At 60.9% G+C, this 25,824-nt stretch carries 23 protein-coding genes and 1 tRNA gene; 11 read left to right on the top strand and 13 right to left on the bottom strand.

The genetic code is table 11. The features are described 5' to 3' along the window. Window positions 1-279: 279 nt before the first annotated feature. From ABD819_RS20495 to ABD819_RS20475, 5 genes are all read right to left on the bottom strand, one after another. Complete coding sequence (locus ABD819_RS20495; RefSeq protein ID WP_345127391.1) at window positions 280-1,368, bottom strand: efflux RND transporter periplasmic adaptor subunit; 1,089 nt, start codon at window positions 1,366-1,368, stop codon at window positions 280-282. A gap of 63 nt (window positions 1,369-1,431) precedes the next feature. Then, window positions 1,432-2,655 carry a TolC family protein gene (locus ABD819_RS20490; RefSeq protein WP_345127389.1) on the bottom strand — a complete coding sequence of 408 codons (1,224 nt, stop codon included), beginning with the start codon at window positions 2,653-2,655 and terminating at the stop codon, window positions 1,432-1,434. Window positions 2,656-2,827: 172 nt separating this feature from the next. After that, the gene (locus ABD819_RS20485) at window positions 2,828-4,195 is read right to left on the bottom strand and encodes a sensor histidine kinase (protein ID WP_345127387.1); all 1,368 of its coding nucleotides are present in this window, start codon (window positions 4,193-4,195) and stop codon (window positions 2,828-2,830) included. Between the two features lie 172 nt (window positions 4,196-4,367). Next, window positions 4,368-5,045 (bottom strand): response regulator, encoded by a 678-nt coding sequence (locus ABD819_RS20480; RefSeq protein ID WP_345127385.1) that lies wholly within the window; start codon window positions 5,043-5,045, stop codon window positions 4,368-4,370. Window positions 5,046-5,258: 213 nt separating this feature from the next. After that, window positions 5,259-6,527, bottom strand: a complete 1,269-nt coding sequence (locus tag ABD819_RS20475; protein WP_345127383.1) for a cation:proton antiporter — start codon at window positions 6,525-6,527, stop codon at window positions 5,259-5,261. A gap of 118 nt (window positions 6,528-6,645) precedes the next feature. Here ABD819_RS20475 and ABD819_RS20470 point away from each other — a divergent pair, with 118 nt between their 5' ends. Together ABD819_RS20470 and ABD819_RS20465 are read left to right on the top strand one after the other, a co-directional pair. After that, complete coding sequence (locus ABD819_RS20470) at window positions 6,646-7,047, top strand: hypothetical protein (protein WP_345127382.1); 402 nt, start codon at window positions 6,646-6,648, stop codon at window positions 7,045-7,047. An 18-nt stretch (window positions 7,048-7,065) separates the two neighbouring features. Next, entirely contained in the window at window positions 7,066-7,401 is a 336-nt protein-coding gene (locus tag ABD819_RS20465; protein WP_345127380.1) for a transposase, read from the top strand. Window positions 7,402-8,165: 764 nt separating this feature from the next. Here the strand turns inward: ABD819_RS20465 and ABD819_RS20460 are convergent. Next, window positions 8,166-8,242: transfer RNA gene (locus tag ABD819_RS20460), tRNA-Asp, on the bottom strand. Window positions 8,243-8,542: 300 nt separating this feature from the next. Here ABD819_RS20460 and ABD819_RS20455 point away from each other — a divergent pair. The 4 genes from ABD819_RS20455 (at window position 8,543) to ABD819_RS20440 (ending at window position 12,001) form a co-directional block, all read left to right on the top strand. Continuing rightward, window positions 8,543-9,490, top strand: coding sequence for an acetyl-CoA carboxylase carboxyltransferase subunit alpha (locus ABD819_RS20455; RefSeq protein ID WP_345127379.1), 948 nt, complete (start codon window positions 8,543-8,545; stop codon window positions 9,488-9,490). Between the two features lie 105 nt (window positions 9,491-9,595). Then, complete coding sequence (locus ABD819_RS20450; RefSeq protein ID WP_345127377.1) at window positions 9,596-10,444, top strand: MBL fold metallo-hydrolase; 849 nt, start codon at window positions 9,596-9,598, stop codon at window positions 10,442-10,444. 99 nt (window positions 10,445-10,543) lie between these two features. Beyond that, window positions 10,544-11,308, top strand: a complete 765-nt coding sequence (locus ABD819_RS20445; protein WP_345127376.1) for a patatin-like phospholipase family protein — start codon at window positions 10,544-10,546, stop codon at window positions 11,306-11,308. A 156-nt stretch (window positions 11,309-11,464) separates the two neighbouring features. Next, window positions 11,465-12,001 carry a 1-acyl-sn-glycerol-3-phosphate acyltransferase gene (locus ABD819_RS20440; protein WP_345127374.1) on the top strand — a complete coding sequence of 179 codons (537 nt, stop codon included), beginning with the start codon at window positions 11,465-11,467 and terminating at the stop codon, window positions 11,999-12,001. 37 nt (window positions 12,002-12,038) lie between these two features. Here ABD819_RS20440 and ABD819_RS20435 read toward each other — a convergent pair whose 3' ends face one another. From ABD819_RS20435 to ABD819_RS20410, 6 genes are all read right to left on the bottom strand, one after another. Next, window positions 12,039-13,280, bottom strand: coding sequence for a sensor histidine kinase (locus ABD819_RS20435; RefSeq protein WP_345127373.1), 1,242 nt, complete (start codon window positions 13,278-13,280; stop codon window positions 12,039-12,041). Next, window positions 13,277-13,729, bottom strand: coding sequence for a response regulator (locus ABD819_RS20430; RefSeq protein WP_345127372.1), 453 nt, complete (start codon window positions 13,727-13,729; stop codon window positions 13,277-13,279). Before ABD819_RS20430 ends, ABD819_RS20435 begins: the two co-directional genes overlap by 4 nt. After that, window positions 13,730-16,045, bottom strand: coding sequence for an ATP-binding protein (locus tag ABD819_RS20425; protein WP_345127371.1), 2,316 nt, complete (start codon window positions 16,043-16,045; stop codon window positions 13,730-13,732). Beyond that, entirely contained in the window at window positions 16,027-16,608 is a 582-nt protein-coding gene (locus ABD819_RS20420; protein ID WP_345127369.1) for a biliverdin-producing heme oxygenase, read from the bottom strand. The genes ABD819_RS20425 and ABD819_RS20420 overlap by 19 nt, the downstream gene beginning before the upstream one ends. Window positions 16,609-16,686: 78 nt before the next feature. After that, window positions 16,687-17,349, bottom strand: a complete 663-nt coding sequence (locus ABD819_RS20415; RefSeq protein WP_345127368.1) for a DUF4159 domain-containing protein — start codon at window positions 17,347-17,349, stop codon at window positions 16,687-16,689. A 194-nt stretch (window positions 17,350-17,543) separates the two neighbouring features. Next, on the bottom strand, window positions 17,544-18,251 hold the full coding sequence (locus ABD819_RS20410) for a 16S rRNA (uracil(1498)-N(3))-methyltransferase (RefSeq protein ID WP_345127366.1): 708 nt from the start codon (window positions 18,249-18,251) through the stop codon (window positions 17,544-17,546). A 122-nt stretch (window positions 18,252-18,373) separates the two neighbouring features. Here ABD819_RS20410 and ABD819_RS21595 point away from each other — a divergent pair, with 122 nt between their 5' ends. From ABD819_RS21595 to ABD819_RS20395, 3 genes are all read left to right on the top strand, one after another. Next, a complete protein-coding gene (locus tag ABD819_RS21595) occupies window positions 18,374-18,610 on the top strand; it encodes an SDR family NAD(P)-dependent oxidoreductase (RefSeq protein ID WP_425554045.1) in 237 nt (78 codons plus the stop codon). A gap of 170 nt (window positions 18,611-18,780) precedes the next feature. Then, window positions 18,781-19,041, top strand: a complete 261-nt coding sequence (locus ABD819_RS20400) for a hypothetical protein (protein ID WP_345127363.1) — start codon at window positions 18,781-18,783, stop codon at window positions 19,039-19,041. A gap of 151 nt (window positions 19,042-19,192) precedes the next feature. After that, window positions 19,193-20,842, top strand: coding sequence for a hypothetical protein (locus tag ABD819_RS20395; protein WP_345127361.1), 1,650 nt, complete (start codon window positions 19,193-19,195; stop codon window positions 20,840-20,842). Window positions 20,843-21,005: 163 nt separating this feature from the next. On the opposite strand, the gene pckA is transcribed toward ABD819_RS20395, so the two are convergent. After that, window positions 21,006-22,631 (bottom strand): phosphoenolpyruvate carboxykinase (ATP), encoded by a 1,626-nt coding sequence (pckA, locus tag ABD819_RS20390; protein ID WP_345127360.1) that lies wholly within the window; start codon window positions 22,629-22,631, stop codon window positions 21,006-21,008. A 230-nt stretch (window positions 22,632-22,861) separates the two neighbouring features. Here pckA and ABD819_RS20385 point away from each other — a divergent pair, with 230 nt between their 5' ends. Both ABD819_RS20385 and ABD819_RS20380 read left to right on the top strand, forming a co-directional pair. Next, window positions 22,862-23,803: an AraC family transcriptional regulator gene (locus tag ABD819_RS20385; RefSeq protein ID WP_345127358.1), complete on the top strand. Its 942-nt coding sequence runs from the start codon at window positions 22,862-22,864 to the stop codon at window positions 23,801-23,803. 100 nt (window positions 23,804-23,903) lie between these two features. Further along, window positions 23,904-25,637, top strand: a complete 1,734-nt coding sequence (locus ABD819_RS20380; RefSeq protein ID WP_345127356.1) for a peptide MFS transporter — start codon at window positions 23,904-23,906, stop codon at window positions 25,635-25,637. Window positions 25,638-25,824: the final 187 nt, after the last annotated feature.

Below are 25,824 nucleotides of genomic sequence, written 5' to 3'. Positions count from 1 at the left end.
AGTACATTGCAACGGTCTGTTCGCGCATGGGGAAAGTAGGAATGAGGCGGTTAGAGACCTCAAACCTACTTCTGCTCTGCCGAGCAGACTTTTTTTGTGCTCTCCAACTACTCCGCAACTTGGGTTAGCTACTAGCTGTTGGCTGTTAGCTTTTTATGAATTGTAATGCAGCACAGCACAGAGCTTGCCGACAAGCTGATATTCAGCGCTTTTGCACCACCGTAAAATGGAGCCGGACAAAAGCTAACAGCTAGCAGCCATCAGCTAACAGCTAACTAATCAGTCATTCAGCTGGTCGTACACCAGCAGCTGGTTGCGGGTGATGATGCGCTCCCCGGCTTGCAGGCCACTGCGCACGTAGCTCACTTCGCCCACGGTATTGGCCAGCTCCACTTCGCGGGTCTGCACGTGGCGCTTGTCTTTGTACACGAGCACGAAATGGCGGTTTTTATCGAAGATGACGCAGCGGGCGGGCACGGCCAGCAGCTGCCGGGCTTCGGTGTGGCGCACGCGCACCGAGGCGTACATCTGGGGCTTGAGCCGGTAGCCGGGGTTGGGCAGGCGGATGCGTACTTTCATCACCCGGCTCTCGGGGTCGAGCACGTTGAAGACCTTGTCAATTTTGCCCAGAAAATGCTCGTCGGGGTAGGAGAGGGTGGTCACGTCGGCGGCGTAGCCTTCCTGCACCTGGGCGATGTCGGACTCAAACACGTCGGCCATAATCCACACGTCGTCCAGGTCGGCGATGGTGAAGAAGTTGTCCACGTTCGAGTCGTTGTACTGCATGTTCTCGGTCACGTTCTTTTCGGTGATGAAGCCCGAAATCGGGGCCCGCAGCGTGTACTTGCCGTCGGCCGTCACGCCGTACACGCCGAGCTGCTTGCGGCTCTTGCCGGTGTTGCCCACCGCTTTTTTCAGCTCTTCGCGGGCCAGCACCACGTCGCGCTCCGAGGCCAGGCCGGCGGCGAACTGGTCTTCGAGCACCTGCAGGTTTTTGCGGGCAATGGCCAGGTCGGTACCGGCGGCGCTGCTCTGGTTCTGCAGGTCGGCAATCTCGCCGCTGCGAATCACGGCCAGCACCTGGCCCTTGCTCACCCGGTCGCCCAGCTCCACGTGCAGGTCTTCCACCACGCCGCCCACCAGGGGGAATACCCGGGCCGTGCGGTCTCCATTGGAGGTTATCAGGCCTGACAGGCTCAGCTCGCGGCGCACCGGCTCGCGGCGCACCGTGTCCAGCTCCAGCTGGCGCAGGATGGTATTGGAGAGCACGAAGGTCAGCGGGGCCGGCGCGGCCTCCGGCTGGGAGTGCGAGCAAGCGGCGAGCAGTAGCCCCAGCGGGAGCAGGCAGCCAAGGGAAATTGATTTCATAAAGCAGGAAAAAAGGCTGCACGCAGCCGCCAGAAAAATCAGAAATAAGCCAAAGTCAGGCTGCTACTCGGCCCGGAACAGGGTTTTGCCCACGGTCAGGTTGAGCTGCTCGAAGGCCCGCACCCGGCTGGCCCGCAGGCTGTTGAGCTGCACGAGGTTGTTCTTGTAGGATTCGAAAAAGTCGAGGTATTCCACCACCGTCAGCAGGCGCTTGGCGTAGCTTTGCTCGATGCCCGCCATCAGGCGGCTAAAAGGCTCGGTGTCGCGGCTGGTGCTTTGAAACAGCGCGTCGGTGCGTTCGGCCAGCAGGTAGGCCTGGTGTACTTCGGCCCGCACGGCCTGCTGCTGCTGGTCGACGAGCAGCTTATTGCCGGCCACCTGCGCCCGGGCCGCCTGAATGTTGCCCTGGTTGCGGTTGAACAACGGCACGGCCACGCCCAGCGTGAGGGCGTGGTAGTTGTTGATATAGGAACCGGCGCGGTCGTAGGTGTAGCCCACGGCCAGGTCGGGCGCGGCCAGCTTCTGCTGCAGGCGCAGGTTCAGGTTTTGCTGTTCGAGGGAGGCCCGGCGGGCCTTCAGGTCGGTGCGCACGGCCAGGGCCGAGTCGGTCAGGGCCTGCGCCGAGTAGGTGCCCAGGTTGAGGGCGCGGGTGCTCGCCAGGTCCACTACCGGACGGTATTCGGTGGGCGCCGGGTCGCGCAGCAGTACGTGCAGGTCGGTTTGCTCGGCTGTTACTTCGGCCAGGATGGTTTGCCGCTCGGTTTGCAGCGTAAACAGGAAAGCTTTCAGGCGGATAACTTCTTTCAGAGCAATGTTACCTTTTTCGTACTGAGTCTGGTACAAGTCAACGGTGCGGGTCAGGGAGTTGATTTCCAGGTCGTATACCTTCAGGGTGCGCTGCTTGAAAAACAGGTCGTAGTAAGAGGTGCGCAGCTGGTAGCGCAGGTTGCGCAGCAGGTCCTGCAGGTTGTACTGCTCGGCCACGGCCCCTTGCCGGGCCACCTCCCCCGCCGCCTTGCGCCGTCCGGCCAAGGACACCAGCTGCTGAATGCTCACTATCATTTCGCTGCCCGGCGTGCCGTCGGGCACCTCCGGCCGCAGCACTTTGCGGCGCAGCACGTCCTGCTCCAGGTACACGGTGGGGTTGTCGAGCAGCCGGGCCTGCACGGCCTGGGCCTGCGCGATGCTCACGTTGAACTGTTGGGCCAGCACGGCCAGGTTGTTTTGCCCGAAGCGCTGCTCGGCCTCGGCCAACGTCAGCCGAACCGTGTCGGTGGGGGCCGTCACTCGGGCGAAAACGCCGGTACTGGTAAGCAGTAAGAAGAAACCAAGCCAAAAAATCCGTCCCATGTGCAGGTAGTAGCGTAACTGAGCGCAAGACTACCGGCGACGGATTAGAATAGGATTAGAAACGCATTAGAAGCAGATTAGAATGCGGCGGCCGGCCCAAAACAGCACTTTATGACGTGGGCAGCACCACCACCACTTCGGTGCCGTGGCCCAGGCGCGAGGCCAGCAGCAGCTCGCCGCCGTGCTGCTCGATGATTTTGCGGGCCAGCGGCAGCCCCACGCCGTGGCCGGCCACGTCCCGGGCATTGGCCGCCCGGTAAAAGGGCTGAAACACCCGCGTCAGCTCCTCCTCGGCAATGCCCATGCCCTGGTCGCGGATGCGTACCCGCACCCGGCCGGGCTCGTAGGCCAGGTCCACGGCCACGGGGTGCGGGGCCGAATACTTCAGGGCGTTTTCGAGCAGGTTGCCCAGCGCCCGGCCCAGCAGCGCCCGGTTGCCGCTCAGCTCCAGCTGCTCGGGCTCGCGGGGCAGCTGGCCGGTACGCACGCGCAGCCGGGCGCGCAGCTCCGGCGGTACGGCCGCGCAGGCCTCGCTCAGCAGCTCATCTACCCGCAGGCCTTCCTCCTGCTCGGGCAGGCGCACTTCGGCCTGGGCCAGCTCCAGCAGGTGGGTAATGAGGGCCTTGAACTGGGTGAGGTCGGTCAGCAGCTCCTGGAAAGCGGCGCGGTAGGCGGCCGGCTCCCGGTCGCGGGCCAGGGCCAGCTGCACTTCCCCGATGCAGGCCGCCAGCGGGGTGCGCAGTTCGTGCGAGGCGTTGCTCACGAAGGCCCGCTGCGCCGCGAAGCTGCCTTCCAGGCGGTCGAGCAGGCGGTTGAAGGTGCCGGCCAGCCGCGCGATTTCGTCCCGCTCGCTACCCGACACGCCGGGGTCGACCCGGCGATGAAGGTCGTAGGCGCTGATGCGGTCCATCTCGTCGTTGAGGGCGGCAATGGGCGCCAGCGCCCGCCCCGCAAACAGGTAGCCCACGCCATAAATCACCAGCAGGCTGGCCACGAACACCGCCACCAGAATGGTGGCCAGGTACTGCATGCGGGCCCGGCCGTACACGTTTTCGGCCCCGGCCACCACCACGAACGAGCCCTGGTTGTCGCGGTAGAAAATTCCCACGGCCAGGCGGGGGCCATCCTCGAAATAAGCCTGCTCGCCCGCCACAATACGGGCCAGCACCTCGGGCGGCACCTCCAATCGCAGGTCCTCCCGCAGGAAGCGCGGCTCGCCCTGGGCATCGTAAATCTGAATGATTTCCTCGGTCAGCGTGCGCTGGTACCGCTTTTGGAATTCGCGGAAGGTATCGGTGCGCAGCTCGTCCTTTTCCAGGAAAATAAACGCGGCCACCTCGGCCCGGTCCCGCAGCCGCTCGCGGAATTCGCGCTGGCCGTACTCGTATTGCAGCGCGAAGGCGGTGGTAAGTACGGCCAGCAGGATGACGGCCACCACGGCCACGAAAAGCCAGGTCAGGCGGTTGCGGATGGTCATGGGCGAGTTAGTGGTCAGTGGTTAGTGTTTGGTAGTCAAGGAGTTGCAACCCAAAAAAACGTCCAGTGGTGTTTTTTGCCAGGTTTACCAATCAAATCTGCTCATTACAGCCTAATCACTGACCACTAATCACTGACCACTAACCACTGACCACTAACCACTGACCACCCGTTTATTCCTCCTGCCGCAGCACGTAGCCCGCCCCCACCACGGTGTGGATGAGCTTGGTGGGAAAGCCGTGGTCGATTTTCTTGCGCAGGTAGTTCACGTACACGTCGATGACGTTGGAGCCCGCTTCGAAGGCTTCTTCCCAGGCCCGCTCGGCAATTTCGCTGCGGGTGAGCACCCGGCCGGGGTGGCGCAGCAGCATTTCCAGCAGCGTAAACTCGCGGGTCGTCAGGCGGATGGAGTGGCCGGCCCGGCTCACGCCGCGCGTTTCCACGTCCAGGGTCAGGTCGGCAAAGGCGAGCCGGGTGCCCTTGGCCTGCGGGCTGCCGCGCCGGGTCAGGGCCCGCACCCGCGCCACTAGCTCGGCAAAGTCGAAGGGCTTGACCAGGTAATCGTCGGCCCCGCCGCCGAAGCCCAGCAGCTTGTCGGTGGTGGTGCCCAGCGCCGTGAGCAGCAGCACGGGCACCTGCGCGTCCTGCACCCGCAGGGCCGCCAGCACCTCCAGCCCGCTCTGATACGGCAGAATGATGTCCAGAATAATCAGGTCGTAGGCCTGCGACAGGGCCAGCTGCTGGCCGTAGCGCCCGTCGTAGGCCACGGTCACGGTCATCTGTTCTTCTTCCAGGCCGCGGCGGATAAGGGCCGAGAGCCGGGGGTCGTCTTCCACCAGCAGAATATTCATGGGCACACGCGGATAACGGGGGGGGCGGGCATCCCTGCCCCGGATTAAAAAGTTAGCCTGGCTCTTTCGGCCGGAGCGCTAGAGCGGTTTCCAAGTCCGTGTACAGAATTAAAAATGAAGAATTAAAAATTAAAAACTTGTACGTCAGAGTTTTGATTTTTAATTCTTCATTTTTAATTCCTTTTGAACACGTACATCAACCTAGAAACTGCGCTAGTGGCCGGGGCCGGCCGCGTCTTCGGCCGTACTCAGGCCGAGCTTTTTGACCAGGGGCCCAATGCTGAGCCCCTGCACGATGATGCTGAAAATAACCACCACGTAGGTGATGCCCACAATCAGGTCGCGGGGCATCGAATCGGGCAGCGACAGGGCCAGGGCCACCGAGATGCCGCCCCGCAGGCCGCCCCAGGTCAGTACCCGCAGCGTTTGGCGGTCGAAGGGGTAAAAGCGCTTCAGCAGCAGCAGGGGCAGGCCCACCGAGGCCCAACGGGCCACCAGCACCACCACAATGGCCACCCCGCCCACCACCAGGGTGGTGCGGCTGATGTCGAGTACCAGCATTTCCAGGCCGATGAGTACGAACAGCACCGCGTTCAGGATTTCGTCCAGCACTTCCCAGAATTTGTCGAGGTACTCCCGCGTCACGTCCGACATGCCCAGCTCCCGGCCCTTGTCGCCCACAATCAGGCCGGCCACCACGATGGCCAGCGGGCCGGAGGTGTGCAGGCGCGAGGCCAGGGCCGTGCCGCCCATCACCAGGGCCAGCGTAATCATCACCTCCACCTGGTAGCTGTCGATGGTGCGCAGGGCCCAGAACGTGGTGTAGCCGAGCACCGCGCCCAGCACAATGCCGCCCCCCGCCTCCTGCAAAAACAGCTTCCCAATCACGGCGGGCGTGGCCTGTTCCGCCCCGAATTGAGCAATCTGAAACAGGCTCACGAACACGACCACGGCAATGCCGTCGTTGAAGAGCGACTCGCCCACGATGCGGATTTCGAGGCGCTTATCGATGCGCGCGGCCTTGAGAATGCCCAGCACCGCAATGGGGTCGGTGGGGGAGATAAGCGACCCAAACAGCAGGCAGTAGATAAAATCGGTGGGCCGCCCAAACAGCGGCAGCAGGTAGTAAAACGCCGTGCCGACCAACGCCGTCGACAACAGCGTGCCCGCCGTGGCCATGGCCCCTACGGCGGTGCCCTCTTTGCCCAGGGCGCGCACGTCTACGTGCAGCGAGCCGGCAAAGAGCAGGAAGCTGAGCATCACCTGCATGAGCACCGTGTGGAAGTCGATACTGCGCACCAGCTGGCTGGCCGTGAGCACCCAATCCACCCCCAGCTTCCCCAGCCCAATGGCCAGCAGCGACGAAGCCAGGGCCAGCACCATCAGCCCGATGGTGCCCGGCAGTTTCAGGAAGCGGTGGTTGAGGTAACCAAAGACGGCGGCTATCGCAATGAGCAGCGCCAGGGTATTGTATAATTCCATCGGTAAGCAACGCGTGAGGAGCCCGCAAAGGACGCTATTTCACCCGTTATCCGAGACCATGAAGCCCCCGAGGAATCGGCCGGCCTTCCTGAGCGGGAATTTCTGTTCCTACTCTCGTATGATTGCGTGGCCTCAGGGTGAGGCCGGCCGGAAAAGGAAACGGGAACATCACAAGCCCTGGCTGAAAGAGATGTGGTGCGTTGGCACGATAACGGGCGAGTACCTGGCCAACCTGGAAGACGTGCTCGGCGTGTACGCGCAGCCCGTGCAAGCCGGTGTGGTGCGCCTGTGCTTTGGTGAGCGGCCCTGCCAGTTGCTCGGCCAGGTGCTGAGCCCGATTCTACCCAAACCTGGGGCCACCCAAAAAGAGCACCAGGAATACGGACGCAACGGCGTGTACAACGTCTTGCTGGCCTACAACATCGACACGGACCAGCGCCATTTGCAGGTCACGACCACCAAAACCAAGGCCGATTATGCCCGGTTCATGGACTGGCTCGTGCAGACCCACTACCCCTAGGCACCCAAAATCAAGCTCGTGCAGGATAACTACAGCACCCACACCTACGGCGCTTTTTACGAGCATCTGCCCGTTAAAACGGCCCGCAACCTGCGCCATCGGCTTGAATTTTATTACACCCCCAAGCACGGCTCCTGGCTCAACATGGCTGAAATCGAGTTTGCCGCTCTTTCCCGCCAGTGCCTCGACCGCCGCATTGACTGCCCGCAACAACTCGAACAAGAAGCCCCGATTTGGCAGGCCAAACGCAACGAGGCTGCCACCAAAATCAACTGGTCCTTCACCACCGAGAAGGCCCGCGTCAAATTGAAGAATCGATACGCCGAACTAACCAAAATAACTACTAAAAATTAAGTTGGTAGACCACTAGCACTAAAGTCAAGTTGCTTTTTTATCGAATGGAAGTTGTTTCGCTCATTCAAATCCCAAAGGGCCATGCCCAACTCAATTGGGCCGCCGTTTTCTCGAATCCAGCTATCAACGATATCGTAAACGGTCTGTGCCGGATGCTTGAATGTGAACTTGGAATCAGTTGTCTTGCTGCTTTTCTTTAAGAATATACCCTTTTCATACAGGGCAAATTGGCGATACTTGCCCGGTACTGTATTCCTGATAATGCTGCTTTGGGCATTTCACCACAGCTTCTTAACTAATGCAGGGTCTTCAGCACTGTCGAGCAATGAAGCAACGTCGGGGTCGAGTTGCGCCTCCGCTTCATCAAATTCCTTCTGCCCGAGCAGGAAGTGCGCGCCGCCCTCGCCCGCAGCGAGAGCGTAGCGCTACCGTACCCGGAGCGTATCGGAAGCGTAGTGACGGTTGTCTCGTCCGGCTACAGCTGTAAAGGTGGGGGGGGGCGCCCTATTCCTGATTGGCCGTGTTGGTAATCAGAAAAAGACCCGCCTCAGATTTTTTCAACGAAATGTCGCTTGTCCCCTGGCTTGTTGCGGGTAGGAGACGCTGTTCCTTGGCTACCCCAGCAGGGGAGGTTGGCAGTGCTGTTCCCGCCTACAGCAAGGCAGGACTAGTATTCAATTCTGTCCCCTGACGTGTCCCCTCAAATCCTGGTAAAAGCAAAACGCCCTGTAAGTTAGATGCTTACAGGGCGTTAATTTGCAAACTGGCGGTCTGGACGGGACTCGAACCCGCGACCTCCGCCGTGACAGGGCGGCATTCTAACCAACTGAACTACCAAACCGTTTGCCTTGGTGGAGAAGCCGTGTGCTTTTCCGTTTTGGTGATACAAAGGTAGGGCAGAGAAATAGCGTCCTGCAAGCAAAGGGCTAATATATTTCTGAAAACAACCCGTTTTGGAGGCTTGAGGGTTGTTTCTCAAGGGGATTAATTTTTGCGAGGTATCGCAACGATGGATGATTTACCTTTGTCGACCGCTTTTGCAGTGGTATTTGGTGGCGTGCGGTGGCGGGTTCTCTCGGGACTAGCCTGTACGCAACCGTATTTTTAGCTTTCCCTCTTCACGCAATCCCCTCCGTGGCCCATGCTCCTCGATTTTGAACAACCCATTGCTGCCCTTGAAGGCAAGCTGCATGAAATGCAGAAACTCGCTGCCGAAAGTGAAGTAGACGTAAGTGAAGCTGTCGCGGCGCTCGAAGCCAAGATTAAGGCCCTGAAGAAGGAAACCTACGCTAACCTCACGCGCTGGCAGCGGGTGCAGCTGTCGCGCCATCCGGAGCGGCCTTACACGCTGGACTACATTGGCGGTATGGCCGATAAGTTTGTGGAGATGCACGGCGACCGTACCGTGGGCGACGACAAGGCCATGGTGGGCGGTTTCGGCGAGATTGACGGCCAGCCGGTGATGTTCATTGGCCAGCAAAAGGGCCACAACACCAAGCAGCGGCAGTTTCGCAATTTCGGCATGCCCAATCCCGAGGGTTACCGCAAGGCCCTCCGCCTGATGAAACTGGCTGAAAAATTCAACGTGCCCATTGTGTCGCTGATTGATACGCCCGGGGCGTTTCCGGGCCTGGAGGCGGAGGAGCGGGGGCAGGGCGAGGCCATTGCCCGTAACCTCAAAGAAATGTTCATGCTGAAGGTGCCGGTAATCTGCGTCATTATTGGCGAAGGTGCTTCGGGCGGGGCGCTGGGCATTGCCATCGGCGACCGGGTGCTGATGCTGGAGAATACCTGGTACTCGGTGATTTCGCCCGAGTCGTGCAGCAGCATTCTGTGGCGTAGCTGGGATTATAAGGAGCAGGCCGCGGAGGCCCTCAAGCTCACGGCCATCGATATGAAAAGCGCGGGCCTCATTGATGGCATTGTGAAAGAGCCGCTGGGCGGGGCCCACACGGCGCCCGAACAAATGATTGAAACGCTGAAAAACACCCTGCTCAAAACGCTGAAGGAACTGGCGGCCATTGCACCGGCTGACCGGATTTCGCAGCGCATCGACAAGTTTTCGGCGATGGGCGTGGTGGTGGAATAAATTCAGTGAACAGTTATCAGTGAGCAATGAACAGTCTTGTTCTGTTTTTTCAAAGTTGGCACTGATGCATTGTTCACTGTTCACTCATAACTGTTCACTGACTTAATGACTATTCATCCCATTGATACCGGGTTGTTCAAACTCGACGGCGGAGCCATGTATGGTGTGGTTCCCCGCAGCATGTGGCAAAAGCTGAGCCCGCCCGATGCCAACAACATGTGCAACTGGGCCATGCGCTGCCTGCTCATTGAGGATGGCGGCCGGCTGCTGCTCATCGATACTGGCATCGGGGAGAAGCAGGACGAGAAATTTCGGGGGCATTTTTTCCTGCACGGTGACGACACCCTGGAGAAGTCCTTGCGCAAGCTCGGTTTCACCAGCGCCGACATTACCGATGTTTTTCTGACGCATCTGCACTTCGACCACTGCGGTGGCTCGGTGGTGCGGCGGCCCGATGGGGTGCTCCAGCTGGCTTTCCCGAATGCCACTTATTGGAGCAATGAAGCGCACTGGGACTGGGCCGTGACTCCCAACCCGCGCGAGAAGGCCAGCTTTTTGAAGGAAAATATTCTGCCGATTCAGGAAAGTGGCCACCTGAAATTTATCGACCTGCAGGCCGGGGTGCCCGATGCGCTGCCGCAGTTCAGCGAGATTATTCGGTCCGATGGCCACACCGAGAAAATGATGGTGCCGCTAATGGAGTACAAAGGCCGTAAGCTGGCTTTTATGGCCGATTTGCTGCCCAGCGCGGGCCACGTTCCGCTGCCTTATGTGATGAGCTACGACGTGCGCCCGCTCATCACCATGACCGAAAAGGAAGCGGTGCTGCGCCGGGCGGCGGAAGAAAACTGGGTGCTGCTGCTGGAGCACGACCCTACGAACGAGGCTTGTACCGTGCAAATGACCGACAGAGGTGTGCGGCTGGGCGAAACGCTGCGTCTGGCCGATTTATAAATTCTGCGCCCGACGTCGGTTGTTGGGGAGGCGTTTTGCGTAACGGAGGCAGCGGCGGTGCGGCAGGCCCTCGTTTTTTCATCAAAAACAACTTTTACCATGGCCGAACTGGGTTTGGCTTTATCCGGCGGCGGGGCCCGGGGAATTGCGCACCTGGGGGTGCTGGCCGCTTTCGATGAGCTGCAGCTGCCCGTGGCCCGGCTGGCGGGCGTGAGCTCGGGAGCCATTGCGAGCGTGTTTTACGCGGCCGGCTTCGCGCCCCGTGAGATTTTGCAAATGCTGCTGACCACCAACGTATTCCGACTGACGCGGCCCGCGTTCAGCCGGTTTGGGCTGCTCCACCTCGATGCCGTGGCGCAGCTGCTGGCCCGGCATTTAGGAACTACGCTGACTTTTGAGGACCTGAGCCGGCCACTTACGCTGGTGGCTACCGATTTGATGGCGGGCGAGTCGGTGTACTTCAACTCGGGGCCGTTGCTGCTACCGCTGCTGGCCTCGTCGGCGGTGCCCATCATCTACCGGCCGGTGGAGTACCAGGGCCGGCAGCTGGTGGATGGGGGCCTGCTGAACAACCTGCCCGTGGAGCCGCTGCTGGGCCGCGAAAACCTGCGCGTGGTGGGCGTAAACTGCAACCCCATCAATCCGGAAGCCCGCATTCCCAATTTCCGGCGGCTTATTGAGCGTACGCTGCATCTGGCCATCAACGCCAACACTTCGTCCCGCAAAGGCCAGTGCGACCTGCTGCTGGAGCCGTCGGAGCTGCGCCACTACCGGCCGCTGGGCTACCGGCGCGGCCCCGAGCTGTTCGATATTGGCTACCGCTACACCATGAGCCAGGCCGAAGCATTGCAGGCCCTACTGTGAGCACAAATGCCCGATTTCGGGCCAATTGCTCATCTTTGCGCCACGAAATACCGGCCGGTGGCAACTACCATTGCTGAAACCAGCCAATTCCTTCTTCATTCTTATTAAGCACCTCTTCGAATGCCCGCTCGCAAAACCTCTACTTTCTGGTATTACATGGCCAAATTCGTTTTCTGGGTGGCCGGCTGGAAGCTGGGTGAGATTCACAACCCGGAAATCAGGAAGAGCATGATGATTGCGGCCCCCCATACCAGCAACTGGGACCTCATTATGGCGCGGGCCGCCTTCTATCTGATGGATGTAGACGTCCGCTTCACCGTGAAAAAGGAGTGGGCCGAGCACTGGCTGCTGGGTGGCCTGGTGCGGGCCATCGGGGCGCTGCCCGTCGACCGCAGCAAGAACAACAGCCTCGTTGACGGCATGGTGAAGCTATTTGACGAGCACGACGAGCTGGTGATTCTCATCACGCCGGAAGGCACCCGGGCCTACCAGCCGCGCTGGCGCAAGGGCTACTATTTCGCCGCGCTGGGCGCGCACGTGCCCATCCGGCTCGGGTATCTGGACTACAAGCAAAAGGAAGCCGGCATCGGCCCGGCCGTGTATCCCACGGGTGATTATGAAGCCGACGAAGCCAGAATCAAAGCCTACTACCGCACTAAAACCGGGCGTTTTCCTGAAAAGGGCGTGCGCTAGCGGCCCGGGATTCGGCGCGGGCGCTTGCCTGGTTTGGCTATGGAAAAGCGCCGTGCAGCCGCACCCGGAACGTGGTGCCGGTACCGTCTTCGCTGTCAACCTCGATGGTGCCCCCGTGGGTCTGCACGAGGCGGTTGATTAGAAACAGGCCCACGCCCGTGCCTTCGCCCGCCTGGGGGTGGAAACGGCGGAACAAGTGAAATAACTCGGGGCCGTGGCGCTCCAGGTCGATGCCCAGGCCGTTGTCGCTGACTTCGAGCACGGGCTGGCCGTCTGCTTTGTAGGTGCGCACCCGCACGTGCAGCGCGCGCTCGGGGTGGCGGTACTTGAGGGCGTTGCCGAGCAGGTTGAGCAGGATGGTGCGTAAGCTGCCGCTCACGTAAGGCAACTCGGGCAGGGCCGAAAAATCGGAAGCGAGGTGGGCCTGGGCGGCGGCAAACTGCGGCCGCAAATTGCCCAGCACTTCGGCCATTAGTCCCTCGAACGACACTTGCTCGAAGGCTTGCTCAATGGGCCCCCGCTGCTCCTGCACCACGGTGGCCAGGTCGGTGATGGTGGTGGACAGGCTGCCCAGGGACTCCTCAAACAGGCGCAGCACCACGGCCTCCTCGGGGTCGTGGAAGGTGGCCGTGCGGCGCAATTCGCCAAATAGCCCCGTCAGGTTATTCACGGGTTGCTTGAGGTCGTGGCTGGCCGCGTACACGAAGTTGTCGAGGTCCTGATTGGTGCGGTCCAGCTGCCGGTTGCGGGCCTGGGCTTCGGCATTAGCCAGGCGCAGGTGGGCGTTTTTGTCGTTCAGCTCCTGCCGCACCACGGTTAGCTCGGCCAGCGAGTCGCGCAGCTTCCGGTTCACCTGCTGCAGCTCGGCGTGATAGCGGCTGACGTACTGCCGCCACTCGTTTTTCTCGATGGCGTGCACCACGGTTTTGTAGAGCAGGTCGCGGTCAAACTGCTGCTTCACCAGGTAGTCGAGGGCCCCGTTGCTGAGGGCGCGCACGGCCAGGGTTTCGCTGCCGCCGCCGGTTATCATCACCACGCACAGGGTGTCGGCCGCGGCCAGCTGCCCAAATTGCTCGAGCAGGGCCAGGCCGTCGGTGTCGGGCAGGTTGTAGTCGAGCAGCACGCAGTCGGGCTGCTGCCCGCGAAACAGGGCGAGGCCCTCCTCGCCGGTGGCGGCTTCCACCACCTCCAGCCGCTCGAAGCCCTCGCGCGGGGCCAGGTAGCGACGGTACAGAAGCCGGTCGCCGGCGTTGTCGTCGATGAGCAGGACGCGCTTCACAGGGAGGTGGAAATGGGTAATTTGGAGGCGCTGAGCCAGTAGCGGGCCAGCAGGCCCACTTTTTCTTCGAGGGCCCCGTAGGCAATGGGCTTGGTCAGGTAGCTGTTGGCCCCCAGGCGGTAGCAGTCGGCAATGTCGCGGGCATTGGCGGAGGTGGTGAAGATGATGACCGGCAGCGACTGCAATTCGGGGTCGCCCTTGAGGGCTTCGAGCACGTCGCGGCCGTCGGTGCCCGGCATGTTCAGGTCGAGCAGCACGAAGGCCGGTAGCACGTTGGGCCAATCCGGGTGCTTGCCGTAGCCCTGCAGGTATTCGAGGGCCTGGTCGCCGTCTTCGCAGCGCAGCACGGGGTTGGGCACGGCATTCTTCTGAAAGGCCCGCTTCAGCGCCGTGAAATCTTCCAGGCTGTCTTCCACCACCAGGATGGGTACGGTGCTAAGAAAGCTCATTTACAAGTGTTTGGAGATGGAGAAGTAGAACGTGGCTCCTTGCCCGTACACCGAATCAACCCACAGCTCGCCCTCGTGCTTTTCCACCATTTTCTTGGCAATGGCCAGCCCGGCCCCGGCCCCGCCGCCGTACTTGTCCTGCGCGTGCAGGCGCTTGAAAATCTTGAAGATGTTTTCGTGGTGCTTCGGGGCAATGCCAATGCCGTTGTCGCGCACGAAAAACACGTAGTAATCGGCCGGGTTGCCGGTGCCTCGCGGGCTGCGTACATCGGCCGGGGCCAGCCCGATGACGATTTGCTTATCGGCCTGCTCGTTGTAGCGCATGGCATTGGTAAGCAGGTTGTTGAATATCCCGCTCAGGCGCACCCGGTCGGCCCGGAAGGTGGGCAGCGGGCCGGCTAAGGCCACGGTGGTATTGGTTTGTTCGATGCGGGGCTGGAGCATCTCCACCACGCCGGCCACCACTTCGGTCAGGTCAATGGGTTCCACGGTGAGCTCCAGGCGGCCCACCCGCGCGAGCTGCAGCAGCGACTCAATCAGGGCTTCCATGCGCTGGCTGAGGCGCACCAGGGTTTGCAGCTTGCTCACGCCGTCGGTATCGAGCCGGTCGGCGTAGTCTTCCAGCAAAAACACCGAGTAGTTGTGGATGCCCCGCAGTGGCTCCTTCAAATCGTGTGAGGCCACGTAGGCAAACGAGTCCAGCTCGTCGTTGCTGCGCTCCAGCTCCAGGTTGAGGCGGGCCAGGCCGGCGGCCTTGGCCTGAAGCTCGTTAAAAATGCGCAGCCGCACCTCCGTCACGTGCCGGCGAATTTCCTGGGCGGCTTCCAGTTCCAGTGGCCGCCACGGGGTGGCGGTGTGCTCCACGGTTTGCTTCCAGGCCTCGAACGACTGGCGGGGCGAGAGAAAAATCTGCCCGTCGACGGTAGTTTGGTTTTTTTCGTGGCGGCCCGCCCAGGTCACGCTTTGCACCTGCTCGGGCCGAAACCAGAGCAGGTATTCGCCCAGCTCGGGGCTGAGGGCCGCCGCCAGCACGCCGCTGGCCGTGGCCCGCATGCTCAGGCCCACCGGGTTGAGGGTAGCGTAGGAGCTGGTGGCGAAAATCTCCTGCCGGGGCTGGTTGCGCAGCCAGGCCACCAGGTTGCCAATCTGGTACTTGGTGGGAGTTTGCCCGAGGCAGATAATCTCGTCTTCGAGGCAAATGGCCACCCCGCCGCAGCTGATGACGTCGAGCAGCGTGGTGGGTTGGCGGTAGAGGCCCTCGATGAAGTTCTGCTGCGCGTTCATTTGCGCGAAGAGCTGGCCCTGCACCCGGCGAATGCGCTGCCGGTACTCCAGCTCATCGTGCTGCTCCTTGGTGTTGAGCAGGGCCGACATGGCTTTGGCCAGAAACTGGCACAAGTCGCGCAGCTCGTAGCTCACCAGGCGGGGGGTCTGGTGGTGGCAGGTAATCATGCCCCACAGCTCCCCGTCCCGAATCAGCGAAATCACCATGGAAGCTGCCGTGCCCATGTTGCGCAGGTACTCCAGGTGAATGGGCGACACGCTCCGCAGCACCGAGTACGTCATGTCGGGCGGACGGCCGGTGCTCGGGTTCAGGGCCGGCACCAGCGGCACGGGCACGTAGTTGGCATTGGCGATGAAGCGCAGCCAGTTTTTGAGGTACATGGCCCGGGCCTGCTGCGGAATGTCGGTGGCCGGGTAGTGCATGCCCAGCCAGGGCGGCAGGTCAGCCCGCAGGGTTTCGGCCATCACGTAGCCGCTGCCGTCCTCGGCGAAGCGGTAGAGGGCCACCCGGTCGTAGCCGGTGAGCTCGCGCACCTGCTCCACGGCCACCTGGCCCATTTCCAGGGTGGTGGTGGCCGTGAGCAGCCGGCCCAGGGTCAGGTTGAGCACGGGCAGGTCGAAGCTGCTCACCGAGGATTCGTCCACGGCTTCGCCTTCCACCCACAGCAGGTGGTCGTAGCGGTGCAGCACCAGCTTGTAGAACGGCCGCTCCGCCACGCCGTCGAGGCGGGCCCCCACCAGCCGGGCCACCTCCGTGAGCGTGGGCCAGATGGCTTCAATCTCGGCCAGCTTGTCGGGCCCGAGCAGCACGTCGAGCCCGGCCCCGAGCAGGCTTTCGGCCGCCATGCCCAGCAGCGTTTCGGTGTTGGCACTGGCCTGCACCACGCGTTTGGTATGCTCGTCGAGCCCCAGCATAAAGCCGTAGGGCTGAATCAGGCCGGGGATGTGAATCGGTTCCCGGTCGCAGTTGGTCAGGTTGATAGAAGTTCCGACGAGGCTTTCATCGGTGTAGGCTACGGCTGGCTGAGCCATGTGGCAAGAGTTTGAAAGGTCTGCACGGCCGATGAAATAATCGCCGCGTGGTCGCTGGCTGGGGCAGCTTCGGTTAGTTGGGCACAGAACACCTTCCACAGGGGTCCGGTTTGGTCGGCGCGGCCCGTAAAATATTTATTTGCAGAAATATCTGATTTTATCAGTTGGCGCGCAATTACCTGCCCGCCCAGAGTCGAGCCTTCGAGCACGTATATAGCGCCCAACAGCTGCGGCCAAGTGGCCAGCGGCGGCAGCGCCGGGCACAGCGGCGGGGTGCCGTCGTAGCCCAGCCGGGGCAAATCATCCAGAATCAGGTGGGCCCGGTAGCGCCGGTCCAGCTGCCAGGCGGGCCCAAACAGGGCAGCGTGGGCGCGCAGCTGCTGCTCGTAGGGCTGCACCACGCCGTACATCCGGGCCAGAAACCGGGCCGTGTCGGCGGCCGTCACCGTGCCCGCCGCCAGGGCCCGGTTGAAGGGATTCTCTTCTACGGCATCGTGGTAGGGGCGGGTTTCGGCGCGTAGGCGGGGCAGCAGCGCCAGACTCTCGGGAGGAGTAGAAGACATAGTGGGAAAAAGCAAAGGCACTGAAGCCACAGACCAGCGAATGTACCACCAATACCCCGCCAAATGCCCAAAGGGGCCTCAATCCTGGGTCAGGGCGTAGCTCACCAGGTTGGCCCCCATGCGCAGGGCGGCATCGTGCGCGGCGGGGGAGTCCTCGGGGTAGGTGCCCGCGTCTTCCCAGCCATTGCCCAGGTCGCACTCGTAGCTATAGAAGCACACCAGCCGGCCCTTATACAGCAGGCCAAAGCCCTGGGCCCGCTTGCCTTCGTGCTCATGCACCTTGGGCAGCCCCCTGGGGAACTGGTATTTCTGGTGGTAGATGGGATGGGAAAAGGGCAGTTCCACGAACTCCAGCTCGGGGAATACCTTTTTCATCTCGGGCCGGATGAACTTATCGAGCCCGTAATTATCATCAATGTGCAGAAAGCCGCCGCCCGTGAGGTAGCGGCGCAGGTTGCGGGCCTCCACAGCCGTAAAGCTCACGTTGCCGTGCCCGGTCATGTGCACGAAGGGGTAGGAAAGCAGTTCGGGCGCGTCGAGCTCTACGGTGGCCTCGTCGGGCGCGATGTTGGTTTTCAGGCTCTGATTGCAGAAGCTGATGAGGTTGGGCAAGCTGGTTTTGTTGGCGTACCAGTCGCCCCCGCCGCCGTAGTGCAGCTTGGCAATGCGGAAGCTGGGCGCGGGAGCCGCCGCCGTGAGGGTGAGTAGGAGAGTAGCAGTAAGCAATAGGTTCTTGAGCATATATTCGTGAACTCGAAATGAATGATAAATAGTTTACCCCAAATACTGATGTTACGTACTCTCCTTGTTAAAGCGCCTCGGGGGATGTAGCGCGGACTTTGTAGTCCGCGCCCCGGTGCCGTTACAACCACTAAACGGCGCTGACTCGCGGACTACAAAGTCCGCGCTACACTTTACTGCGTAACAGCAGTTAATTAGCGCCGCGCCGCTAACATAATCTGTGCGGTGAACACCGCCGCCAGCGCCGCCGTTTCCGTCCGCAGTCGCGAGGCTCCCAGCGTCACCGGCCGAATGCCCCGGCTCAACGCCAGGCTGATTTCGCCGGGTGTAAAATCTCCCTCCGGCCCGATGAGGACGCAGCAGCCCGGCCCCGCGCCGGCTACCTGCGCCAGGTCCGTGCGCTCGCCTGCTTCCAGGTGCGCGATAAACGTGGTTTCCGGCGCTACGCTGGCCACGAACGCGGCATAATCCTGCAGCTCATCCAGCTGCGGCAGCCACGCTTGGCCCGACTGTTTCAGGGCGCTGATGGCAATTTTCTCCAGCCGCTCCAGCTTCAGTTCGCGGCGCTCGGAGCGGGCGCAACGCAGGAAGCTGATGCGCTCCACGCCAATTTCCACGGCCTTTTCCACGAACCACTCCATGCGGTCGAGGTTTTTGGTAGGAGCCACCGCTACGTGGGTGAAATAGGGGCGGGGAGGCACGGTTTCGTGGTGCGTGATTCGAAGCTGGCAGCGCTTGGGATTAGCATCGGCCACGGTAGCCATGTAGAGTCCACCGCGCCCGTCGAGCAGGTCTACGGCATCGCCCACGTTCAAGCGCAGCACGCGCACGGCGTGCTTGCTTTCGTCTTCAGGCAGGGTATAAGTCTGACCAGCGAGGTCGGCGGCGTAAAACGTATGCATGGCGCAAAGAACGGGAAAACGGCCCGGTGTGGCCTCTTACAACAAAGCTGAACCATAACCGGGGCTACAAAGACGGCGTAACCTGAAGTACCACATTTCAGCGTACCTCGTTTCCCCACAACATAAAAGTCAACCTCAAGAAACTTCCCGAACAGGTCATTGTCATCACCGGCGCTTCGTCGGGCATTGGGCTCGTTACGGCTCGAATGGCGGCCAAGCAGGGCGCAAAACTCGTGTTAGCCTCGCGCAGCGAAGATGCTCTCTGCCAACTCAGCGATGAAATTAACCAGGCCGGTGGCCAGTCGGTCTACGTCGTGGCCGATGTTAGCCAGCAAGCCGACGTGCTGCGCATTGCCTAGGCTGCAACCAGCAAGTTTGGCGGCTACGATACGTGGATTAACAACGCCGGCGTGTCCATTTTCGATTCTGCACGCCTGCGTCATGCCCGAGCGCGCCATTGTGGTGGGCGGTGGCGGTCGCGCCTTTATCGGCATGGAGAACCGGACCCCCCGCGCTGCTGGACAAGTTTATGGAAAAATCGTTTTCCAAGCAGGAAAAAGCCGATTACCCGCCGCAGCCTTTGCACGAAAACGGCCTCGACCACGCCAACGGTGCGCTTATGGAGCGCGGCAACTACCCCGGCCACGCCCGCGAAACCAGTTTCTATACCGCGGCCGTTACCGCCGGCAGTCCCGCCATTCGCACGGCGGTAATTGCGGGTGCGGGCGTAGCGCTGGCCGCGTGGCTGAACCGCTCCGCCATTAAAAAACAGCTCGACAAGCGTCGGTAACTTGTTTTAACTGCCGCATCAACGTCGCGTGAGGCCCTGCTTCGCGCGACGTTTTTTTTGTGGTCCCAGTTTCAGTGCGTCTGCATGGCCGCGGCTGAACTACCGGCAGCGGCATGCAGTTGCGTATACATTCTCCTCTTGCCGCTCATTTATGAAGCTTTTCTATACCCTGTTTCTGGTAATTATCGCACGGATGGCCAGCGGGCAGGGAAGTGGTTTGACGCGGCCCCATGACCCCGTAGCGCTCACGGGCGCCAGCTTGCCGGCATTGGCCGGAGCCGTACCAACCAGCCTGGTGGGATTCAAATTTGTGGGCGGCACCTGGCAACAGGTTCCCGTTCAGGTTGATGAGCGGGCCCTGCTCGACATTGTAAAGCCCTATGGTGCGCTGACCACTGGCACGCCCTACGCGCCGTCGCCCGCCAACCTCCGCGTGCTTTTTTACACCGATGCCGCCACCTTCACCGGAGCCGACCCCGAGGCGGGCTTTGATGCCGACGACGAGCTGGTATTCATGGCTTCGGATGCTGGCGGCCGGGCAACGAGCGTGCCCGCCCCGGCCGGTGTTGTGGCCAGCAGCGGCCAGGAAATCATCGTCACCGACCCGTTGGGGGGAGTTGGGTACGTGTATTTGTTTCGCAATGCCGGCACCTTGCTCCAGGGAGCGGGCGTCAATTACGTCACCTACACGTCTGACCTCGCCACCACGCCGGGCTTTCCGGCCAACCTTTCGGGCACCAACGCCGAAAACACCACCGTTGCCACCGCGCGCTATCAGTGGCATTTTTCGTCCGAATGGGTGAGCGACGAGTTGCGCCTGCTCACGGGCAGTGGCATCGACATTCTGGACCGCTACAAGAACTTCTTCGCCAATGGCAACTGCATCCGCCACGAAGACGCCTTCTCGGCCAGCGAAAACGCCTTCGTGACGGTGAAGGCCGGCCCCGTGCGGGTCATCCGCTCGTACATGGGCGCCGTGAGCGGCCCGCTCACCCAGCGCACGCACTGGTTTTACGCCGGGCGTCACGACATCGCCACCGACCTGCGGGTGCACAACATTCCCAGCGTGCAGGACGCTTTCGACTATTCCCCCGCCGCCACGGGCATGACCTATCGCAACAACCTGAACCTGGCCGGTGTGCCCATCGACGGGAGCCCTGACCCCGTCGTCCTGGGCAACCTCGCCTGGGAGCAAGTAAGCGGCTTGCCGGGTACGCTCTCCATCCTGCACGGCCGCGCTACCACCCTGATGGCGGCCGATGCCACGTTTGGCTCCTACTACGACGATAACCGCACAACTCCGGCTTCCAATTGCACCGGCGACGGGCAGGCCTGGGGCACCAGCGGCGTGAGTGTGCAGTTTCTCAACGGCACGGTGTGCACCGACCCCATCGTGGGGAGTGGTTGCGGCACCACTTCGGCAGCCTACCGCACGCTGCGCACCACCCGCACGCTGTACGTCGATGCACCCACAGCACCAGCCAGCACGGCAGCGGCCTACCAACAGCAGCGCGACAATCCCTTGCAGGTGGCGGTGGGCGCTTTTGCTGTGGTTTCGGCGGTGGGGCAGGGGGCCGTGCGGCCCAACGTTAGCGTGTATGTTCAGCCAGGCGCGGGCCGGGTTTCGGTAGCGGTTGGTCAGCCCGGGGAATTGCGGATTTACAATGCGTTGGGCCGCGCCGTGTTATCGGCGCAACTGGTTGCCGGCACCACTGAATTACTGCTGAATGAGCGCGGCCTCTTGCTTTTTGTGTTCCACAGCGGGGACCAGCGAACCGTAATCCGGCAAGTACTGGACTAAATGATAGCTGCAACTTTATCGTGCTAACTTGAGTGCTTGTATCAGGTGTTGCTTTTCTTTTGAAAGGAATATCAGATAAGAGGAATTAGCGTACTGATTATAACGCAAAAGCCCCGTCAGCTGCAACTGACGGGGCTTTTTGGTGAGTAAACGTGGAGTAATCTTAAGCTTCCACTGCCACTTTGGGAGCGCCGGCCAGGATTTCATCGTTAGCGAATTCCGCGTACTTCTTGAAGTTGACCACAAACTTCTCGGCCAGCGAGGCGGCGGTTTTGTCGTAGGCTTCTTTATCGGCCCAGGTGTTGCGCGGGTCCAGGATTTCGGAAGGCACGCCGGGCACGGCACCGGGCACTTCCATGCCGAAGATGGGGTGCTTGGTGAATTTTACCTGCTCAAGCTGGCCGTTGAGCGCGGCCGTAATCATGGCGCGGGTGTAGGGCAGCTTCATGCGCGAACCCACGCCGTAGCTGCCGCCGGTCCAGCCGGTGTTGATGAGCCAGACGTTGATGTCGGGGTTCTCATCCATCTTTTTGCCCAGCATCTCGGCGTACTTGGTGGGGTGCAGGGGCAGGAATACCGCCCCAAAGCAGGCCGAAAACGTCGTTTGCGGCTCCGTCACGCCCATTTCGGTGCCGGCCACCTTGGCGGTGTAGCCCGACATGAAGAGGTACATGGCGTGGCTCTTGTCGAGCTTGCTGATGGGAGGCAGCACGCCGAAAGCATCGGCGGTGAGGAAGAAAATGTTCTTCGGGGCATCGGCCACCGACGGCTCGATGGCGTTGTCGATGAAGTTGATGGGGTAGGCAGTGCGCGTGTTTTCGGTCACCGACTTGTTGGCGTAGTCCACGGTGTGGGTGCCGGGGATGAAGCGCGTGTTCTCCACGATGGAGCCGAAGCGGATGGCGTCCCAAATCTGGGGCTCCTTCTCCTTGCTCAGGTCAATCACCTTGGCGTAGCAGCCGCCTTCGAAGTTGAAGATGCCGGCATCGGGCGTCCAGCCGTGCTCGTCGTCGCCGATGAGGCCGCGGTTGGGGTCAGCCGAGAGGGTGGTTTTGCCCGTGCCCGAGAGGCCGAAGAAGATGGCCGTGTCGCCGGCTTCGCCCACGTTGGCCGAGCAGTGCATCGGCAGCGTGTTGTGCTCGTGGGGCAGCAGGTAGTTCAGCACCCCGAAAATGCCCTTTTTCATCTCGCCGGCGTAGCCCGTGCCGCCAATCAGAATCATCTTCTTGGTGAAGTTGAGGATGGCGAAGTTGGGCTGGCGGGTGCCATCCACGGCCGGGTCGGCCTCAAAGCCGGGGGCGCAGATGATGCTGAAATCGGGCAGCCAGCTGGTGTCAGCTCCGGCGGCGGGGCGCAGGAACATGTTGTAGCAGAACAGGTTATGCCAGGCCTGCTCGTTCACGATGCGCAGCTTGAGCTGGTAGTCGGGGTTGGCACCGGCGTAGGCTTCGCGCACGTACAGCTCCTTGTCGGCCAGGTAAGCCACCATTTTCTGGTGCAGCTGGTCAAACTTGTCGGCGTCGAAGGGGATGTTGATATCGCCCCACCACACGCTGTCTTCGGTGTTCTCGTCTTTTACTACGAAACGGTCTTTGGGCGAGCGGCCGGTGAACTTGCCGGTATCGGCCATCAGGGCCCCGTTGTCGGTGAGGTGACCTTCCTGGTTGCGCAGGGCGTGCTCAATGAGCTCGGCCGGCGTCAGATTGAGATGCACCGTAGCCGTATCGGTAAAGCCCAGCGGCTGCAAACGATTGTGGGAAGCTACGGCAAGGTTGGAGGCTTCTTGCATGGCTATAAAAAAAGTTGGGTGGGAGATGGCGTGAATGAGGATGTAAAGGTAGAATTATTCGGCGGCGGCGCAGTGAAACAATTCGTTTCATTAGCAGGACAAATTAAACCTAGTCCGGCTAATTCGCTACATTTGACGGAGAACAGAGGGGGTGAAACAGGTGTGAGGGAAGAAAGTTGGAATTTCCAGCTGCGCTAAGGTTTGCTTTGTCCCTGCTTTCAATTTCCAAAATGACTACCAGCATTGCCCGCTTCAACGGTATTTACGGCGACAGCAAGGCCCGGATTTCGCACGACTACCTGCAAAGCCAGTCCATTGTGCCCCGCCAGCGCCTCACCGACTGGGGCCTGAAGCCCCACCTGCACGAAAACCTGTTTCAGCTGTTTTTCCTCGAAGCCGGCCGCGCGTCCTTCGAGGCCACCGAGCCGCTGGAGCTGCACACGCCCTGCCTGGTCATTATTCCGGCTAATACCGTTCACGGCTTCACCTTCAGCCCGCAGGTGAAAGGGCGGACGCTCACCCTCTCAGAAGCTCTGCTCGACACTATTCTGCAGGCCACGCCCGGCGTACTGGTTGAGCTGAACTCGGTGCATATCCTGTCGGACTTCAGCTCCGAGGTCAGTTTTGCCGATTTACTGGCCTTGGAGCAGCAGATTCACGAAGAAATCTACTCCGACCTGCCCGGCAAGCAGCTCGCACTCAATGGCTATTTCAAGCTGCTGTTCGTGAAAATTTTCCGGCTCCTGCAACACAACCGCGGCAAAGAGGAGAGCCCCAACCGCGCCCTGCACTATTTCCGCGAGTTCCAGAAAGCCATTGAGCGCACCGCGCCTTTCGAAAAGAAAATCTCGCAGTTTGCTCACGAGCTCAAGATTACGCAGGTCCATCTCAACCGCATCTGCCAAGCCGTGAAGGGCAAAACGGCCCAGCAGATTGTGCAGGCCCACACCATTCGCAAGGCCCACAACTACCTGTTATATACGTCGCTCTCGGTGGCCGAAATCGCCTATGAGCTACAGTTCGTGGACCCCGGCTATTTCACCCGGTTTTTCCGCAAGCAAACCGGCCTTTCGCCCGGAGCCTACCGCGCCAAAGCCTACCGCAGCGACGCGCCGACCAAGCCCGCCAAGTCGGAACCGGACGAGCCGGTAAGCGTAACGGCGGCTTCATAATGCCGAAACTTTCCTAGATTTACCGTGCCCGTATTGCATTGCTTGCCCAACGGAGTCGGTTTTTCCTCTTACTCACTCATTTCTCACCCTAGTTTCTTCTATGCAAACCGTTCCTGCTCAAACCGAGCATCCGCGCTCCGCGGAATCCACGAGTCATCCCAAAGGGCTGTACGTCCTGTTCGCCACCGAAATGTGGGAGCGGTTCAGCTACTACGGCATGCGGGCCCTGCTGTCGCTGTACATGCTCAAGGCCCTGCTGATGAACAAGGAGATGTCGTCGCTCATCTACGGCAACTACACCTCGCTCGTGTACCTCACGCCGCTACTGGGCGGCTACGTGGCCGACCGCTACTGGGGCAACCGCCGTTCCATTCTGGTGGGCGGCCTGCTGATGGCAGCCGGGCAGTTTGCGCTGTTTTTCTCGGCTTCGATGTACACCACCGGCCAAACGGCGGTGCCGTCGTCGCAGCTGCTGTTGTTCTTTGTGGGCCTGGGCTGCCTTATTTTCGGCAACGGTTTCTTTAAGCCCAACATCTCCTCCATGGTAGGCTCGCTCTACCCCAAGGGTGATTCGCGCATTGATGCGGCCTACACCATTTTCTACATGGGTATCAACCTGGGCGCGTTTTTCTCGCCCCTGGTCTGCGGTACGCTCGGCGATACCGGCAATCCGGCCGACTTCAAATGGGGCTTTCTGGCGGCCGGTTTCGGCATGCTGATAGGTAGCCTCACGTTTGAGCTGCTGAAACACAAGTACGTGGTGACCGCCGAAGGCACTCCCCTCGGAGCCAGGCCCGAGCGCACCGTGGAGCATTCGCCCGTGATACCGGTTCAAACCGACGCCCCCGTGCGCGCCGAAACCATTGCTGCCCCCACCAAAAGCTTCGCCAGCAAGCTGCCCATGCTTATTGGCCTGTTTGTGGTGGTGTACGCCGCCATTGCCTGGCTCATGAACCGCGACTGGATTGGCGCGCTGGTGTTCTCGGCCATGATTGTGGCTCCGGTCACCATCCTCACCGACCCATCGTTGACAGCCCGCGAAAAGCAGAAAATCTACGTCATCTTCATCCTCAGCTTCTTCGTAATCTTCTTCTGGGGCACGTTTGAGCAGGCCGGAGCCTCGCTCACCTTCTTCGCCGACGAGCAAACCGACCGGACCCTGGGTTCCACGGTCGTGCCGGCGTCCTACTTCCAGTCGGCCAACGCGCTGTTCATCATCATCTTCGCACCGATATTTGCGGTGCTGTGGACCTGGATGGGCAAGCGTGGCACGGAGCCGTCGTCGCCGCTCAAAATGTCCATTAGCCTCATGCTGATGGCCGTGGGCTACCTCATCATTGCCTTCGGCGTGAAAGGCGTGGATGCCTCCACCAAAGTGAGCATGTTCTGGCTCATCACCATGTACATGGTGCACACGTTCGCCGAATTGTGCCTGTCGCCCATCGGTCTGGCCCTGGTAAACAAGCTGGCCCCCGCCCGTTTCGCCTCCCTGCTGATGGCCGTGTGGTTTCTGGCTACGGCAGCCGGCAACAAGCTGGCCGGCGTGCTCTCCGGTCTATATCCTCCCGGCCCCGCCGAATTCGCTAAAGCCACTAAGGAAGGCATCAATTTGCCCGGCATCCTCAACGGCGCCTCGCAGGTGACGGCCGACGTCAGCGCCAAGCTCACTTCCCTGGAACTGGCATCCAAATGGCCCACTTTCCTCGGCTTCCAAATCACGAGTCTCTACGACTTTTTCATGATTTTCGTGGGCCTGTCGGCTGTTGCCTCGCTAATCCTGTTCGTGCTTTACAAGAAGCTTAACACCATGATGGCCGAGCCCGTAGCGGCATAGTCAGTTTAATTATCAAGCAAAAAGCCCCGCTGGTAACGCCAGCGGGGCTTTTTGCTTGATAATGTCGGGTCCGGAAATAGGTTGACAGCTTTCCCAAAAGATGTCATGAAAACTGAGTTTGAGCCGCGTGTGCGGCGTAGTCAGCGCGACTACAGTTTGCCCTTTAAATTGGCCGTGGTGGGTGAAG

This window comes from Hymenobacter antarcticus, from assembly GCF_039539545.1.
Lineage (GTDB): Bacteria > Bacteroidota > Bacteroidia > Cytophagales > Hymenobacteraceae > Hymenobacter > Hymenobacter antarcticus.
This window is presented reverse-complemented; position numbering and strand designations above follow the sequence as displayed.